Raw genomic sequence first — 15,548 nt, forward strand, 5'->3', positions numbered from 1 at the left:
AGCACCAACGGCTGGACCCTGACCGCCGCACCCCCTTAAACCACGGCCATCCACCCCCACCAGCACCCCGCAAGATTTTCAGTGATCTTCTAGGCGCGGTCCTCGTCGGCGTCGGGGAAGTACAGGTAGAGGTCCATGGCCTGCATCATCGTGCGGAGCACGCGCCGAAGCTGGCGCTGCTGCTCGTCGTCGAGGAAGGCCAGGGTGCGATCCTCGGCTTTCCTGGTCGCCGCCTGGGCGCGAGCGAGCAGCTCGGTGCCCTCCGGCGTGATCCGGACCTGAAGGATCCGCCCGTGGGTGGGGTGCGGCTCGCGGTCGACGAGGCCCCGCTCGAGCAGCCCGGCGATCGCCGTCGACATCGACTGCGCGGTGACCCCGTTGCGCTGGCCCAGAGTGGCTCCGGACAGTGCCCCGGGGTCCACGAGGCCGAGCTGGGCGAGCGCGCCGAGCTGGGTGTGGGTCAGCGAGAACTCACGCAGCGCTCGGTCGACCTGCTGGGCGAGCGCTGTGCTCACCCGCCGCATCAGGTACGGCAACCGCTCCTCGAAGTTCTCCGCCACCGTGCTCCCTGTTCCGTTTCCTCCGTCGCGCCCGTGCTTGCGTGGCCACGGTAGCGGCCTGGACATGTGTCAGGTGCCTGATAATGTAACTGATATTGGCACGATCCGGCTCGAGAGGAGCAGAGCTATGAGCGCAGCACGCACCGTCGTGGTCACCGGCGCCTCCGGCGGCATCGGTTCCGAGATCGTCGACCGGTTTCTGACCCAGGGCGACACCGTCGTCGCCGCCGACGTCTCGTCGGAGGCGCTCGCCACCTGGCGCGCCCGGTGGGACTCGGGCGCGCCCGGCGGGCAGCACCCGTCGCTGCACGCCGTCGTCGCGGACATCTCCAGCGAGGAGAGTGTCGCCGAGCTGGCCGAGGCCACGCGGCGACGCTTCGACACCGTCGACGTGCTGATCAACTGCGCCGGTATCTTCCCCTCGGTTCCCTTCGAGGAGATGACCGTCGAGCTGTGGCGTCAGGTGCTCGAGGTCAACCTCACCGGCACCTTCCTCATGACGCGGGCGTTCGTCCCCCTCATGAAGGCGAGCGGCCGCGGTCGCATCGTGAACATCGGGTCCGGCTCGGTCTTCAGCGGTACGCCCCTGCAGTCGGCCTACGTCGCGTCCAAGGGCGGCATCATGGGCCTGACCCGGACCCTGGCGCGCGAGCTCGGCGGGTACGGCATCACGGTCAACCTGGTCACCCCGGGGCTCACCGCCACCCCGGCGGCGGCCGACGTGATTCCCGCGTCGGTGCTGGCGGAGCAGCGACAGTTGCGGGCGCTCCAGCGGGACGAGACCGCCGAGGACCTGGCCGGCCCGGTCTTCTTCCTCGCCTCCGACGACGCCGCCTTCGTCACCGGCCAGACGCTCAACGTCGACGGAGGCCGCCACCTGCTGTGACCGTCGTACGGCCTGAGGGGTGCAGGGCAGGGTAGCGACGCCAGCGGCCGAGAATCGGGGTCGGGGTCGGAATCAGTTCCCCACGCCGAGGCTCGACATGTGCGCGGATGGATACCGATCGCCGCGCGCCGCGCCCGCCGGCACCGCCTTCTCGATCTCGGCGAAGTCGTCCAGGGTGAGGTTCAGCTCCGTCGCGGGCAGTGCCTCGGCCAGTCGCTGGCGGGTGCGGGCGCCGATCAGCGGCACGATGTCCCGGCCCTGCGCGGCCACCCAGGCGATGGCGAGCTGGGCGACGGTGCAGCCCTTCGCCTCGGCGACCCGGCGCAGTGCCTCCACCAGGGCGAGATTGTGTTCCACGTTCCCGTTCGAGAACCGCGGGCTGAGGCCGCGGACATCGCCAGGGCCGGCGACGTGACCGGCGCTCCAGTGCCCGGAGATGAGGCCCCGCCCGAGGACCCCGTACGCGGTCAGGCCGATGCCCAGTTCCCGCAGCGTAGGCAGAATGTCCGCCTCCACCGCGCGGGACAGCAGCGAGTACTCGATCTGCAGATCGGCGATCGGGTGCACGGCGTGCGCCCGTCGTATCGTCTCGGCGTTGACCTCCGAGAGCCCGATGTGTCGGACATGACCGGCGTCGATCATCTCCTTGATCGTGCCCACCGTCTCCTCGATCGGTACCCCGGGGTCCAGCCGGGCGGGACGGTAGATGTCGAGGTGATCGGTGCCCAGCCGGGTCAGCGAGTAGGCCAGGAAGTTCTTCACCGCCTCGGGACGGCCGTCATGCCCGCCGAACTCGGAGCCCGGTCCCCGCAGCGAGCCGAACTTGACGCTCAGCGTGTAGCTGTCGCGGTCCCGGCCGCGCAGCGCCTCGGCGAGCAGCAGCTCGTTGTGGCCCATGGCGTAGAAATCGGCGGTGTCGATCAGCGTGACGCCGGCCTCCAGCGCGGCGTGCACGGTGGCGATACTCTCCGCGCGGTCGGCCGCGCCGTAAGCCCCCGACATGCCCATCGCACCCAGGCCCAGCGCGGAGACGGCCGGTCCGGTGCTGCCCAGGGTTCGTGTCTGCATCGCGTTCTCCTCGTTGTCGCTGGCGCCCGTCGTCGCCGGCGCCACCCACCATGCGCCTGCGCCGGGACGGGCGGCAGCGGAGTGTTCATCGTGGGAGCGCGGCTCCCTGGCTCGGCCTGCCGGGTCCGAGGGAGCATGAATCCATGCAGCGTGCCGAGCTCGCCGACTTCCTGCGCCGCCGCCGCGAGACGATGCGACCGGCCGAGGTCGGGATCGCCGACGGCCCCCGGCGCCGCACCACCGGCCTGCGCCGGGAGGAGGTGGCCATGCTCGCCGGCATGTCGGTCGACTACGTCGTACGCCTCGAGCAGGGCCGCAGCAGCCAGCCCTCGACCCAACTCCTCGGCGCGCTGGCCCGGGCGTTGCGCCTCGCCGACGACGAACGCGACCACCTGTTCTACCTGGCCGGCCACCGGCCCCCGCCCGCCGACGGCGTGGCCCGCCTGGCTCGCGCCGGCCTGGTGCGCATGCTTGATCTGCTCGGCGACACCCCGGCCCTGGTGCTGTCCGACCTGGGGGAGGTTCTCGCCCAGAACCGGGCGGCCATCCTGCTGCAGGGCGATCACACCGGCTTCTCCGGCGACCGGCGCTACATCGCGTATCGGTGGTTCACCGACCCCGCTGCCCGGGCCGCCTGCCCGGTGGAGGAACAAGAACACCGGGCTCGTCAGATTGTCGCCGACCTGCGCGCGGTCGCCGGCCGGCGGTCCGGCGACCCCACGGTCGCTGGACTCGTCGAGCGGTTGCAGGCCGCGAGTACCGACTTCCGCCGGTTCTGGGCCGAGCATGAGGTGGCGGTGAGGCGGGCCGACCGCAAGACCATGCTCCACTCGCGGGTGGGCCGCCTGCTGATGGACTGCGAGACCCTGGTCACCCCCGACCAGGGTCAGCGGCTGCTGGTGCTCACCCCGGCGAATACCGAGGCCCACGAGCGGCTGGAGCTGCTGCGCGTGCTCGGCCTCGAGGACTTTCCCAAGGGGCTCCGGGCACGCCCCTGACGTGAGGCGGGCCGGTGCGGCTCACCGGGGCCGCGCGACCGACGGCTGCGTGCCGCCTTCGAGGGTGGCGGGGCGTTCGAGGGCGGCGAGGAAGGTTTCGGCCGCGTCCTGGACCCGGTCCCGATCACCGGTGGCGAGCAGGTCGAGCAGCAGCCCGCGGATGGTGGCGATCACGAGGGTGGCCGTGCGCGTCGCGGTCGCCGGGTCGGTGTCCGGTCCCTGGGCGTCGACCAGGGCGCTCATCCAGTAGGCGACGACGTGCTCGAGGAACGCCGCGAACTGCTGCGGAGCCTGTAGTGCGCGCCCGTAGACCGCGAAGAACAGCCTGAACTCCGCTTCGTGTTGCGGGTCGAACGCCCGGGTCCAGGACGCGCGGGCCTCCGCGGCCAGGTCGGGCTGCTCGCCGGCCAGGTCGCGAGTGGCCGCGAAGATGCGCTCCCGCAGGCGTCCGAGGATGGCCTCGAGCATCTGCTCCTTGGTGCCGAAGTGATGCACCAACGTCGTGGGCGACACCCCGAGGGCGGCGGCGACGGGCCGCCACGTCAGCTCGGAGAACCCGTACTCGGCCGCGTACTCGACCGCCGCGTCGAGCAGCTCGGCCCGCCGCTGATGGTTGACCGGCCGTCCCGCCATGGCCGCCGCCTCCCGGGTCGTCGTGGTTTGACGTTGCTGGTACGGCCGCATACTGTCATTTCTAGTACGGTCGTACTATCAATGGTAGACGGGCATCCCGGGTCGCTCGCCGCGCATCCACCCCGGTGCGCGCCCCCATCGTGGAGGTTTCCCATGCATGTGTTCCTCACTGGAGCGTCAGGCTGGGTCGGTCGCGGGCTCGTCCCCGACCTGATCGCCGCCGGTCACACGGTCACCGGGCTCGCCCGCTCCGAGGCCGCGGCCGTCACCCTGCGGGCGGCGGGGGCCGAGGTCCGCGCGGGATCGCTCGACGACCTCGACATCCTGCGTGACGCCGCCGCGGCCGCCGACGGCGTCATCCACCTCGCGTTCAAGCACGACATCGCCTTCGCCGGCGACTTCGCCGGCGCCACCGACGCCGACCGCGCGGCGATCGGGACCTTCGGTGAGGCCCTCGCCGGCACCGACAAGCCGTTCGTCATCGCCTCCGGCATCCTCGGCGTGCTCGGCCTACCGCCGGGAGTCGTCGCCACCGAGAACGACGGGCGCGCCGCGCAGGACGCCGATCGCGAGGTCCCGATCAGCGGGGCGAACGGGCGGATCGACAACGCCAACTACACGCTCGCGCTCGCTGCCCGCGGGGTCCGCTCCTCGGTCGTGCGGCTGCCACCGGCCACCCACGGCGACGGCGACAACGGGTTCATCCCGACCGCGATCGACTTCGCGCGTCAGAAGGGCGCCGCGGCCTACGTCGGCGACGGAACCAACCGCTGGCCGGCCGTCCACCGCGACGACGCCGCGCGCCTGTTCCGCCTCGCCCTCGAAGCGGCGCCGCCCGGTTCGGCGCTGCATGCGGTCGGCGACGAGGGCGTCCCCCTCCGCGAGGTCGCCGAGGTCCTCGCCGCCCATCTCGACCTTCCCGCGGTCTCCGTCACCCCCGACCAGATCGGGGATTACGTCGGCTTCCTCGGCGGCTTCTGGGGATTCGACGGCCCCGCCTCCGCGCAGATCACCCGCGACCTACTCGGCTGGCAGCCAACCCGTCCGGGCCTGATCGCCGACCTCAAGGAAGGCCACTACTTCGCCTGATACTCCCACCGGTTCAGCTGGGACAGGACCCCGTCGATCAGCTCCCCGCAGCGGAGTGCGGCCCCGGCGCCGCGGTCGGGAGATCGGCTCGGCGCGCCGCTTCGAGAAGGCGCTTGTCGTAGGTGACAAACGCCTCCATCCGAGTGTCGTTCTCGTCGGACAGCCGAAGGGCGGTAGCGAGGTGAATGGCGTCGGGAGACCGTAGGAGCGGGTCATCAAAGGCGGCCGCGACGGCGCGCACGTGGGCATCGATTTCCAGGCGGTACATCCGGTCCAGTACTCGCGGCACGCGCCCGAGTGCTTCCGGGGCGGCTCGCCTGATCGCGCGCGTCACCTCCACCTCCGCCAGGGTGGAGGTGAAACGTGGTAGGGCGTCGCGGACGTTGAGCCAGTCAACAAGCGCGGGGCTTTCAGGTTCGGCCACGACAAGTTTCACTACTGCCGCCGAATCCAGGTAGATCACCAGCGTTCCTCGTCCCGCATGGCGATCAGATCGTTGGTCGCGCTGACGGCGGGGTCGCCAAGAAGCGGCGGCATGGGCACCGGCCCCTCCGTCGCCGGCGGTATCGCGCGGCCCTCCGTCACAAGGCGGTCGAGCGCTGCTGTGCCACGGCCGATGGGGACCAGCCGCGCAACCGGACGCCCGCGGTCGGTCACCTCGATCGTCTCTCCGCGCCGAACCCGGTCGATGACCTGGCTGGTGCTCTGATTGAGTTCCCGCACCCCGACCCTGTCCACGCGCCCAGTGTAGAACATCATGTCCTACGTAGTGGTTGCGGGCATCGAGCCCCGGCCAGGCACCCGCCGGCCGGCGGTCCCCGGCTTGGCTGGACGGTGGGGCGGTCACAGGGAGCGGATGACCCTGATCCGGTCGGCCATGGCGCGGCGCGCGGCGTCGCTCTGGTAGGCGATGGCGTCGTACTCGTGCGGGGCGCCTGGGGTGAGGTGCAGTTCGACGGGCACACCACCGCGGCTGAGCAGCAGCGCGTAGGCCAGATCCTCGTCGCGGAAGATGTCGAGCTGGCCGACCTCGAGGTAGGCCGGTGGCAGCCCGGTCGCGTCCTCGAGCCGGGCGGGAGCCGCGAGTGCCGGTACCTCGGTGCCACCGGCGCGCGCACCGAGGAACGCCTGCCAGCCGGTGATGTTGTCCTCGTAGGTCCAGGCGGCGTAGGGCACGATGTGCGGGTCCGGAATCGTGGTGCGGTCGTCGAGCATCGGGAAGATCAGCAGTTGTCGCGCGATGGCCGGTCCGCCGCGGTCGCGGGCGAGGATCGACACCGCGGCCGCCAGGCCGCCGCCCGCGCTGTCGCCCATGACGGCGATGCGAGCCGGATCGACGGCGAGCTCGGTGGCGTGCTCGTGCAGCCACTGCAGCCCGGCGTAGACGTCCTCGACCGGGGTGGGGAACGGGTGCTCGGGGGCGAGACGGTAGTCCACGGCGAGGAAGGGCACGCCGCTGCGTGACACCAGGCGGCTGACGGCGCCGTCGTTGATCGACACGCTGCCGAGGATCATGCCGCCGCCGTGGAGGTACAGCACCGCGGGGCCGGGCGCGACGTCGTCGGTGTCGCTGGTGTCGGTGTCGCTGGTTCGATACCAGCGCAGGAGCAGCCTGGCTCCGTCCGCGGTGGTCAGCTCGTGATCGGTGATGCGGACGTCGTCGGCGGTGGGCTGAAGCCGGTCGACGGTGGCGAGCATCGTGTTCATGACGACGCGGCGGCCGTCGACATCGCCCACCGGCGGCGGTGCCACATCGGCCAGCCCGGCCATGAGGGGGCCGAGCGCCTCGGCGATCTGCGGATCGAGTTCAAGCGTCAACGGTCCGATGTCCTTCCCTGGGCTTGAAGATCCGGTGGGCGGCGCGGGGGGTCGGCGGGCGGTGAGCCCCCCGGCAGGTCATGACGCGCCCGGCCCGGATGCGCCGAGTTCCGCGATGTAGGCGGCCAGTGTGCGCGGCTCGCGCCGCAGGATCGTGCGGAGCACGAGTGCATTGCCGCCATGGAAGCCGTGCCGGTCGTACTCGGCGAACATCGCGCCCAGACCGGCGGGCTGCCCGGGCGGCAACGTGAACCCGGTGGGCAGGTCCTCGGCGGTCACCGCGCGACCGGCGGCCTCGGTCATCAGCTCGGCGAGCCGCACGCGGTCCACCGTGCCGGGTGCGGCGAGCTCGAACGTGCCGAAGGAGAGCCGATCGTCGACGAACGCGAGCGCGGCGGCCTCGGCGACGTCGCGGTAGTCGACGTAGGTCATCTTCGCGTGCTTCGACCAGGGCATGACGAGCGTGCCGGTGCGGCGGGCCTGCTCGTAGGCGCCGTCGAGGCCCTGCATGTACATCGCGGGCTGCAGGATCGTGAAGTCCAGCGTCGAGGCGTAGAGGGCCGCCTCGATCGGCCGGGTGCTGGCGTGGTTCTCCAACGGTAGGGAGGGGTGGTAGACGCCGTTGTAGACGATCTTACGGATGCCGGCGGACTGCGCCGCCTCAACGAGGTTGAGTCCCATTTTCGTCGCGTCCGGCGCGAAGGCCGGGGTGATCAGAAATGCGCCGTCGACGCCGTCGAACGCGGCGCGCAGACTGGCCGGGTCACCGAGGTCCGCGGTGACGGTCTCGCCCGCGCCGTGCCTCAGCGGGATGTCGCGCTTGCCCGGATCGTGCACGACCGCGCGTACGTCGATGCCGTGGCGCACGAGAGCGGGCACGACCAGCCCGGCGAACGTGCCGGTTGCCCCGGTCGCGAGGATCTTCATCGCGGCGGTCCGACGACGATATTGCCGAACTTCTCGGCCGCTTCGGCCATCCGTTCGGGGGAAATCTGGAAGCCGTCGGGTCGCGGGGTGGACTTGTCGCGGCCGCTGTAGCGGAACATGCCCTCAATGCCGGCCGGCGTGTTGATCATCAATAGGTCGGCCTTCTTCGACGTGATCCGGTAGGCGTGCGGCTTACCCTTGGGGAGGAAGACCACGCCGCCTTCGGACAGCTCGTACTCGCGGTCGTCGTACCAGACCAGCGCGGTACCGCTGATCAGCATGAACACCTCGTCCTCGAGGGTGTGCGTGTGATAAGGCGGCGCCTCGCCCTCGCTGACGTCGAATCTGCCCATCATCAGCTGGCCGTCGGTCGCCGCGCCGTCGAGCACCATCGTGAGAGTTCCGCCGTCGAGCCATTCGAGCTGCTGTTGCTGCTGGGCCTGGGCGAGATAGAGCATGCTCACGCCGTTCTCCTTCGCATCGTCGGTGCAACGTCCATCGCGCCTTCCAGCCCGGGGCCGGCACGGCGCGCCACGCGGGACGGAGCCCTCAACCGGGTGCGATTTCTGGCATCCACGCGCTAAGCCTCATGGTGACCACGCCTCGAGCCTAGGCGTACACGCATCCGGCGCGTATGCGCTTGATTGCTACAAAGATGTTCCTTATTGCGGCGCTCGCGCCTCAGGCTCGGTCACGTGTGGTCGCGGCCGGCCGCAGTCCATCGCGGCCGGTCGCAGTCGATTGCGGTAGTTCGCAGTCGATCGCGGCCGGTCGTAGCCCCTACGTCGCGCGGCTGCGGCGGAACGCCCGAGGCGCCATACCGGTCTCGCGGCGGAACGCGGTCGAGAACTGGCTGGCGCTGCTGAACCCGCACTGCCGCGCGATGTCGGCGACGGACAGATCGCTGTCCTCGAGACGATGCCGCGCCACGTCGATCCGCAGGCGGGTGAGAAACCGGCGTGGCGGCAGTCCCGTCGAGGCGTGAAAGACGCGCAGGAAGTGATACGGGCTCAGCCCGGCGCTGCCGGCCAGGTCGGCGAGCGACAGGGGCAGGTGAAGGTTGTCCCGCATGAACTCGACCGCCGTCCGGACCCGGGCGTCCTCCCTCCCGACGCCGACGGGCCCCGGCGATCCGGTCCCGTAGTGGCTGAGCACATGGGCGAGCAGGAAGGCCGCCGAGGTCTGCGCGTACAGCTCGTCGACTCCCGCGGCCATCGCGTGCGTGAGCGCGGTCAGGACGCTGCGCACGACGCGGTCCTCGGTCAACACCGGCTCCGTCAGGGTGACCGGCGAGGACCGTCGATGGCTCAGCAGGGCGGCGGTACGCGCGAGATCGTCTGCCGGGAGAACCATGACAACGAGCTCGCGGATGCCGCTCCCCGCCTGCGTCCACTCATAACTCAGCGGTACTCCGGCTGGGACGATCCACGCCTTCCCCGGCGCGAGCTGGGCGGATCGCCGCGCTACTCCGTCGCGTCGTTGCACGGCCACGCTTCCACGGGTCACGAGCATGATCCGGGGATGGGGCAGGACGCCCATGTCCGCGCGTCCCGAGGAATCACAGCGCTGAGCGACCCGGACGAGCACCGACTCCCAACCGGTATCCCGCACGCTGCAACGTCGGGTCGCACACCGCACGTCCTGGTCGAAGCGCTGCGCCAGGTCAGCCGCGGCGAACCGCATCGCCCCCGACGCCAACGGATCTGCCGTCACGCTGAGCTCCTGTGCTCTCGTCCTCAGGCCCCGCGGCGCGGGTCGCCTCGCCGTGTCCAACCCAGTCTGCACAGCGAGAGGCCGTCGAGCAGGCGAGGCAATCAGCTCCCCCGGCGACCCGCTGGGCAGGCTCACAGACCGGGAACGAGCGGTGCTGGCCCTGATGGCACGCGGGCACTCCGTGGAAGCCGGCGCAGGACCGTTGTCAATCAGTCTTGGTCGACGCCGAGAAGTCGACCTGTGTAGGCGGGTAGCACGCTGTGATCCAGCCACGAGTCGAGGACGGCCGTCTGCCGCGGGTCGTGTCGTCGCTTGGTTTCGATGCCGGCGCGCAGTTCGAGCAAGGTGATGACGGAGAGGAAGGTGCCTGATGGCGACAGGGTTTCTGCCCAGGCGTTGAATCGGTCGTCCCTGCGCGTGGACGGTTTGCGGAGTTCCGAGATGACGTTGGTGTCGAGCAGGAAACTCACAGGTCGACCTCGCGCAGCGAGTCCCGTGGACGCACAGGCTCGAAGTCGATGTCCTCGTCCAGAACGAATACGTCGCCCAGACTGCCCGCGGTGCCCGTGAGCCGCTGATAGTCGGCGAACGACAGCAGGACGTGCGATGGCCTACCGTGATCCGTAATGATCACAGGGCCATTGGCGGCGGCCCGCTTGACCGCGCTCACGTCGCGGTTGAACTCCCACGATGAGACGATCGACATCTCGACCACCTCCCTGGTAGGTACGTACCTACGCTATCCGTCAGGGGGCGCCTCGCCCAGCCGGGTGCCGAAGATCGCGACACTCGACTTTGCCCCCGTCGACGCCCGCGACGTCGCCACCGCACACCGGCTGGCGCTTCAGGTACCGGCCGCCGCGGGCCGCCGGTACATCCTGTCGACCGAGGCCATCTGGCTCGCCGACATCGCCCGACGGCTCGTCGTCAGCGAACGCACCGTCGAAGGACACGTACGCCACCTACTGATCAAGATCGGGCTGGCCGAGGTGGACCACGGCCACCGCCGCGTGCTCGCTGTCCTCGCTGTCCTCGCCCACCTACGACACGCCGCCCTGCCGGCCCCGCCCATGCCCGGCGTCTGGCTGGAAACAGCGGTTCGGGTGGCGGCAACCCGGTTGTCTACCCGGGGCTCGAACCAGCCACCGACGTCCTGACCAGCACCGCTCCGAGACACCGACCTCACAGCGATAGATCGCAAACCACACCCGCGCAGGTCACAGGCCTGATCAGTAACTAGGTGGGCCGTCAGGGACTCGAACCCTGAACTCGCCGGTTAAAAGCCGGCCCGACCGTGTGTCAACCGCTGTCGGATGGTGACGGCCAGGGTTCCTCACCAGCATGTTTCACGCTGTGTAATGTCGGAGCGTGTCGGGGAAGTACGCGCCTGACCGCGCCGTTCGCGCCCACATCCCGGCCACAACGATCATGTTTTCCGGCCCGGTTCCCGTCTCGGGGAGCCGGGCCGCAGCCCGTTTCAGGCGGACGCCGGTGACGCCGAGGCGCTTGCCAGGTCAGGATCAACTGCAGCACGACGATCCCTGGCCAGGTGCCGACGCCCACCAGCCACGTCCGCCGCACCTTCACCGCCACCTAACCCTCGTCGGCTGGCTGGGCGGCGAGGATGGACTGGCCGGGCTGGCCCGGCGGTGTCGTGCCCAGGCCGTGCAGTCCACCGCTGTGGCTGATGATCCCCTACGTGGGCCATCGTGCGGCATTCCGTGGCCGACCAAGCCCGTCGAGTTCGGCCGCGTCCGCGCGGGACTCGCCTTCGTGGATGCCGCGACCAAACGCCCTGTCCGACGCACACCTTTGTGCTCGCGTGCTACAGATCTTGAATGGTCGGGGTCTGTTTGATCACATCCGGTCTGCCCGGGTATAACCTGGCCGCCATCGTGACTTACCGGAGGTATGAGATATGCGGATGGTGGTGGCTTAACGGCGGAGGGTCGTGCTCGCCGGGAAGCGGTCCGGGTGCAGGCCGCGGGCCTGTTCGCTGCGGGGGTCGACCCGGTGGAGGTCGCTGGGCGGCTGCGGGTGAGCACGAAGTCGGCCTACCAGTGGAAGCGACGCTGGCGGGCCGGTGGCGAAACGGCGCTGGTGTCGGCCGGGCCGAGTGGGGTGTCGTGCCGGCTGTCCGATCGTCAGCTCGACCGGCTACGCGTGGAACTGGCCCGGGGTCCGGCCGCGCACGGCTGGCCGGACCAGCGGTGGACCCTGGCCCGGGTCACCACTCTGATCGGCCGGCTGTTCCACGTCCGGTACACCCTGCGCGGTACCTCGTATCTGCTGCACCGCATGGGTTACAGCCCCCAGGTCCCCGCCCGCCGAGCCACCGAACGCGACGATCAGAAAGTCGCCGCGTGGCGGGCTGAGACCTGGGCGAAGGTACGAGGCTAGCGGCGACGACCGGCGCGTGGATCGTCTTCGAGGACGAGGCGGGGCAGGGNCTGCGCCCCCCGAAGGCCCGGACCTGGGCACCCCGAGGAGACACCCCGACCGTGCGGGTATCCGGGAAGGGCTCGGGACGGGTGTCGATGGCGGCCCTGGTCTGCTACCGGCCCGGTCAGCGGCCCCGGCTGTTCTACCGGGTCCTGGCCCACCACGGCCGCAAAGGTGAGCGCCGCAGCTTCTCCGAAGACGACTACGCCACCCTGATCGTCGCCGCGCACCACCAACTCCACGCCCCGATCATCCTGTGCTGGGACAACCTCAACACCCACCACAGCGCCGCCATGCGGGTGTTCCTCACCCGCCACGCCAGCTGGCTCACCGTGATCCGCCTGCCCACCTACGCCCCCGACCTCAACCCCGTCGAGATAGGTTTGCCGGACTACGAGGCGCGTATTCGTTCATGATGTGTTGCCTCCGTGCTGGTGCTGGAACTGCTGGTCGGCTGGGTCGTCGGTCCAGCGGCGGCGGTTGTGGTAGCCGGCCGGGAGCTGGTGTAGGGCGCGCAGGCGTTCGACCTCGGCGTGGTTGGCGGTGATGATCCAGCGGTAGGGCGGTCGGCTGTCCTGGCGTCCGGTGGCCCAGCCGCGCCGTACCCAGGTGTAGAGGGTCGCCGCTGGCATTGCGATCTGGCGGGCGAGGTCGGTCAGCCACCACTGGTCGGGGCCGAGGCTGCCCCGGTCGGTGCGGCGGTCGTGGTCCAGGCCGGGTCGCAGGCCCAGGCGGCGGGCCAGGTGCTGGATCTCGCCGACGTTGAAACGTTCGCGCAGGTGGGGGGTGCGGAACCCGTCGGCGGCGAGCTGGTCGGCGATCGCGGCGTTGCCCAGGCCCGCGTCGACCAGTTCTGCGAGCCGGGCGACCAGTGCCGGGTGGTAGGACAGCTGGTCGAGGCGTGCGACCGGGCGGACCAGGTCGGCGTGGGTCTGGTGGCCGCCGGCCCAGGTGATGGTGGCGTGGACCTGCTCGCTGGTGCCCGCGGCGGTGACCGTGACCTGGTCGACCACGGCGCGGATCAGTCTCTTGCGGTCGGCGGTGGTGGTCGTCGGGGCCGACCACAGCGCCGGGATGTCGGCGGCCAGGGCGCGGATCGCGGTCTGCTCGGCGCCGGACAGCCGGGTGGGGTGCTGACGGGCGAACCGCGCGTGGTCCTCGGCGAACTGCGCTCGGGCAGCCAGCGCCTGTTCCCACTCGCGCTCGAGCTGTCTGACCACCAGGCGGTTTTCGGGTTCGGCCAGCTGGTACTGGCGGCGGGCGCGTTCGGCGGCATACTCGGCGCGCTCGCGGCGCTGCCGCCAGATCCGGTCCACCTGGGCCCGGTGCGCCTCGATCTGCTCGGCCGCGGCCAGCGACACCTCCAGTGCCGCCGGTGCCAGCGCGTCCAGCACCTGGGAGACGACATGGTCGTCCACACAGCGCCCGGCCATCTGCTGGCAGCGCGGCTCGCCGTAGGTGTGATGGCGTCGCTGACAGCAGTAGCGGTGGACCGGCCCGCAGGCTCCGGCCTCGTAGGCGACCTGCATCCGCTGGCCGCAGTGCCCGCAGACCACCAGCCCGGCCAGCAGCGCCGGACCGTCCCGCGGGGCTCCCAGGCTGTCGGCCCGCGCCCGGTTGGCGGCCATCCGCGCGAGATTGCGCTCGTACTGCTCGGCGCCGATGTAGGCGGGCAGCGCGCCGTCGATGCGTACCTGCCACTGCTCGGCCTGTAGGCCGCGGACCCGTCCGGAGTGCTCGCGGCCGGGTCGCCGCCGGGACGGGTCGGTGCGGCTGCGGCCGTAGGCGTAGATCCCCGCATACGCCGGATTGCGCAGCATGTTGACCAGGCCCTGCTGGTGAGGCGGACGCCAGACCACCTCGCCCTTGCCCGGCCCCGACCGCTCCCGCATCCCGATCTGCACCCGATGCTCGACCAGGAACCGCAACACCGCGTGCACGGTGCCCAGCCGCTCGAACAGCTCGAACACCAGGCGCACCACCGCCTGGACCTGCTCGTCCGGATCGAGGGCGACCTCGCCCGAGGGGCGGCGCACATATCCGGCCGGCAGCGGCACCGCCAACTCCCCGCGGCCCGCCCTGGCCAGCCGCCCCGCTGTCATCCGCTGCTTGAGCACGTGCAGCTCGACCTCGCTCATGGTGCCCTTCAACCCGAGCAGCAGCCGGTCGTTGTACTCGTTCGGATCGTAGACCCCGTCGGTGTCGGCCAGCAGGACCCCGGCCAGCGAGCACAGCTCGACCAGCTGGTGCCAGTCACGTCCCGCGCGGGCCAGCCGCGACATCTCCAACCCCACCACCAGGCCCACATGCCCCATGGTGATCTCGGTAACCAGGCGAGCGAACCCCGGCCGCTCGGCCACCCCGGCCGCCGAACGCCCCAGATCCTCGTCGATCACCAGCACCCGCGACGACGACCAGCCCAGCGCCCCGGCCCGCTCGACCAGCCCGTACTGCAACCGGGTCGACTCGCCATGGTCGAGCACCTGCTGACGGGAGGACTGCCGCACATACACCACCGCCAGGCGATCCCGGTGCTGACCCTGGATCTTCCCGACCTCGCGCTCACACAGCAGCATCGACGTCACCGCCGTCCCGCCCGCCGCTGCCGACCGCCCGACCTGCCAGCCGCTCCACCAGCACGATCAGGACTGCGACTGCCTCCCGCCGGTTCGGCTCCGGCAGCAGCGCCCACGGCATGCCCGCCGGGATCCGGGGAGATCGTCTGTTCCGGTGCCGTCCACAACGCACCGCCTTCACACCGCTCACGGGCCCGTAGCTGATCAACCAGCTCGACCAGCCGCAGCAACCCCTCCCCACTGATAATCGGCGCGTCAGCGCCGCCCTGTCCAACTCGACCTGCACCGCGGCAAACCGACTGAAGGGGTCTGGGCGCATGTCAAACGCGACCTGGGCAACCACACCCGCGTCACCGTCGACCAGCTCACCATCACGATCAAGACCCTGCTCAAACGCATCCAGTACCGACCCGACCTCATCACCGGTTTCCTCGGCCAGACCGACCTGACCCTGGATCCGCAACCCCCGTAACCAGACCCTGACCATTCAAAATCTGTACCACCGGCAAGCGAGAGGCCGCGACCAATAGTTGATCATTATTGGCTGCCTGTCAAGATGCCTTCGCGTCCCGCCCGCACTGATAAATTTGGATGGCCTACCTGTGAGAAAGTGCAGGTCAGCAAGTGTCGTCCCCGCCCGCGCGGGGATCTTCCCCCGCAGACGTGTACGCGACGGGGCGCGGTTGCGTCGTCCCCGCCCGCGCGGGGATCTTCCCTTTTCGTACCCGTCGATGATGAGCCATGAGCCGTCGTCCCCGCCCGCGCGGGGATCTTCCTGCATTTCGTGCGCAGAGAGGCGGTCGGTGGCAGTCGTCCCCGCCCGCGCGGGGATCTTCCG

At 70.4% G+C, this 15,548-nt stretch carries 19 protein-coding genes; 6 read left to right on the forward strand and 13 right to left on the reverse strand.

The genetic code is table 11. From position 1 onward, the window contains the following. Positions 1 to 89: 89 nt before the first annotated feature. Complete coding sequence (locus tag FF36_RS29990; RefSeq protein ID WP_044888582.1) at positions 90 to 560, reverse strand: MarR family winged helix-turn-helix transcriptional regulator; 471 nt, start codon at positions 558 to 560, stop codon at positions 90 to 92. A gap of 127 nt (positions 561 to 687) precedes the next feature. On the opposite strand from FF36_RS29990, the gene FF36_RS29995 reads away from it, so the two are divergent. Continuing rightward, positions 688 to 1,446, forward strand: a complete 759-nt coding sequence (locus tag FF36_RS29995; protein ID WP_044888583.1) for an SDR family NAD(P)-dependent oxidoreductase — start codon at positions 688 to 690, stop codon at positions 1,444 to 1,446. A gap of 72 nt (positions 1,447 to 1,518) precedes the next feature. Here FF36_RS29995 and FF36_RS30000 read toward each other — a convergent pair whose 3' ends face one another. Further along, positions 1,519 to 2,514 carry an aldo/keto reductase gene (locus tag FF36_RS30000; protein WP_044888594.1) on the reverse strand — a complete coding sequence of 332 codons (996 nt, stop codon included), beginning with the start codon at positions 2,512 to 2,514 and terminating at the stop codon, positions 1,519 to 1,521. A gap of 143 nt (positions 2,515 to 2,657) precedes the next feature. Between FF36_RS30000 and FF36_RS30005 the strand changes: the two genes are divergently transcribed. Further along, on the forward strand, positions 2,658 to 3,512 hold the full coding sequence (locus FF36_RS30005) for a helix-turn-helix transcriptional regulator (protein ID WP_044888584.1): 855 nt from the start codon (positions 2,658 to 2,660) through the stop codon (positions 3,510 to 3,512). Positions 3,513 to 3,533: 21 nt separating this feature from the next. Here the strand turns inward: FF36_RS30005 and FF36_RS30010 are convergent, their stop codons facing one another. After that, positions 3,534 to 4,145: a TetR/AcrR family transcriptional regulator gene (locus FF36_RS30010; protein WP_044888585.1), complete on the reverse strand. Its 612-nt coding sequence runs from the start codon at positions 4,143 to 4,145 to the stop codon at positions 3,534 to 3,536. A gap of 153 nt (positions 4,146 to 4,298) precedes the next feature. Here FF36_RS30010 and FF36_RS30015 point away from each other — a divergent pair, with 153 nt between their 5' ends. After that, a complete protein-coding gene (locus FF36_RS30015; RefSeq protein WP_044888586.1) occupies positions 4,299 to 5,234 on the forward strand; it encodes an SDR family oxidoreductase in 936 nt (311 codons plus the stop codon). 37 nt (positions 5,235 to 5,271) lie between these two features. On the opposite strand, the gene FF36_RS30020 is transcribed toward FF36_RS30015, so the two are convergent. From FF36_RS30020 to FF36_RS30055, 8 genes are all read right to left on the reverse strand, one after another. Next, positions 5,272 to 5,697 carry a type II toxin-antitoxin system VapC family toxin gene (locus tag FF36_RS30020; protein WP_044888587.1) on the reverse strand — a complete coding sequence of 142 codons (426 nt, stop codon included), beginning with the start codon at positions 5,695 to 5,697 and terminating at the stop codon, positions 5,272 to 5,274. After that, positions 5,694 to 5,957, reverse strand: coding sequence for a type II toxin-antitoxin system Phd/YefM family antitoxin (locus FF36_RS30025; protein ID WP_242422991.1), 264 nt, complete (start codon positions 5,955 to 5,957; stop codon positions 5,694 to 5,696). Before FF36_RS30025 ends, FF36_RS30020 begins: the two co-directional genes overlap by 4 nt. 120 nt (positions 5,958 to 6,077) lie before the next feature. Then, complete coding sequence (locus FF36_RS30030; protein ID WP_044888588.1) at positions 6,078 to 7,052, reverse strand: alpha/beta hydrolase; 975 nt, start codon at positions 7,050 to 7,052, stop codon at positions 6,078 to 6,080. 78 nt (positions 7,053 to 7,130) lie between these two features. Next, positions 7,131 to 7,979, reverse strand: a complete 849-nt coding sequence (locus FF36_RS30035) for an SDR family oxidoreductase (protein ID WP_044888589.1) — start codon at positions 7,977 to 7,979, stop codon at positions 7,131 to 7,133. After that, complete coding sequence (locus FF36_RS30040) at positions 7,976 to 8,437, reverse strand: cupin domain-containing protein (RefSeq protein ID WP_242419874.1); 462 nt, start codon at positions 8,435 to 8,437, stop codon at positions 7,976 to 7,978. Before FF36_RS30040 ends, FF36_RS30035 begins: the two co-directional genes overlap by 4 nt. Positions 8,438 to 8,759: 322 nt before the next feature. Continuing rightward, positions 8,760 to 9,692, reverse strand: a complete 933-nt coding sequence (locus FF36_RS30045) for an AraC family transcriptional regulator (RefSeq protein ID WP_055871655.1) — start codon at positions 9,690 to 9,692, stop codon at positions 8,760 to 8,762. A 209-nt stretch (positions 9,693 to 9,901) separates the two neighbouring features. Continuing rightward, positions 9,902 to 10,162: a PIN domain-containing protein gene (locus FF36_RS30050; protein ID WP_199865554.1), complete on the reverse strand. Its 261-nt coding sequence runs from the start codon at positions 10,160 to 10,162 to the stop codon at positions 9,902 to 9,904. Further along, a complete protein-coding gene (locus tag FF36_RS30055) occupies positions 10,159 to 10,398 on the reverse strand; it encodes a type II toxin-antitoxin system Phd/YefM family antitoxin (RefSeq protein ID WP_044888598.1) in 240 nt (79 codons plus the stop codon). The genes FF36_RS30050 and FF36_RS30055 overlap by 4 nt, the downstream gene beginning before the upstream one ends. 64 nt (positions 10,399 to 10,462) lie before the next feature. Here FF36_RS30055 and FF36_RS36225 point away from each other — a divergent pair, with 64 nt between their 5' ends. From FF36_RS36225 to FF36_RS41320, 3 genes are all read left to right on the forward strand, one after another. After that, positions 10,463 to 10,849, forward strand: coding sequence for a helix-turn-helix domain-containing protein (locus FF36_RS36225; RefSeq protein WP_044888591.1), 387 nt, complete (start codon positions 10,463 to 10,465; stop codon positions 10,847 to 10,849). Positions 10,850 to 11,603: 754 nt separating this feature from the next. Beyond that, positions 11,604 to 12,092 (forward strand): winged helix-turn-helix domain-containing protein, encoded by a 489-nt coding sequence (locus FF36_RS30065; protein WP_052681623.1) that lies wholly within the window; start codon positions 11,604 to 11,606, stop codon positions 12,090 to 12,092. Between the two features lie 50 nt (positions 12,093 to 12,142). Continuing rightward, positions 12,143 to 12,550 (forward strand): transposase, encoded by a 408-nt coding sequence (locus FF36_RS41320; RefSeq protein ID WP_242419876.1) that lies wholly within the window; start codon positions 12,143 to 12,145, stop codon positions 12,548 to 12,550. On the opposite strand, the gene FF36_RS30075 is transcribed toward FF36_RS41320, so the two are convergent. Continuing rightward, entirely contained in the window at positions 12,545 to 14,710 is a 2,166-nt protein-coding gene (locus FF36_RS30075; protein WP_044888592.1) for a recombinase family protein, read from the reverse strand. The genes FF36_RS41320 and FF36_RS30075 overlap by 6 nt on opposite strands. Continuing rightward, the gene (locus tag FF36_RS30080; protein WP_044888593.1) at positions 14,697 to 15,197 is read right to left on the reverse strand and encodes a hypothetical protein; all 501 of its coding nucleotides are present in this window, start codon (positions 15,195 to 15,197) and stop codon (positions 14,697 to 14,699) included. Before FF36_RS30080 ends, FF36_RS30075 begins: the two co-directional genes overlap by 14 nt. Positions 15,198 to 15,548 lie beyond the last annotated feature (351 nt).

It is taken from the genome of Frankia torreyi, assembly GCF_000948395.1.
In the GTDB taxonomy this organism is placed as follows: Bacteria; Actinomycetota; Actinomycetes; order Frankiales; family Frankiaceae; genus Frankia; species Frankia torreyi.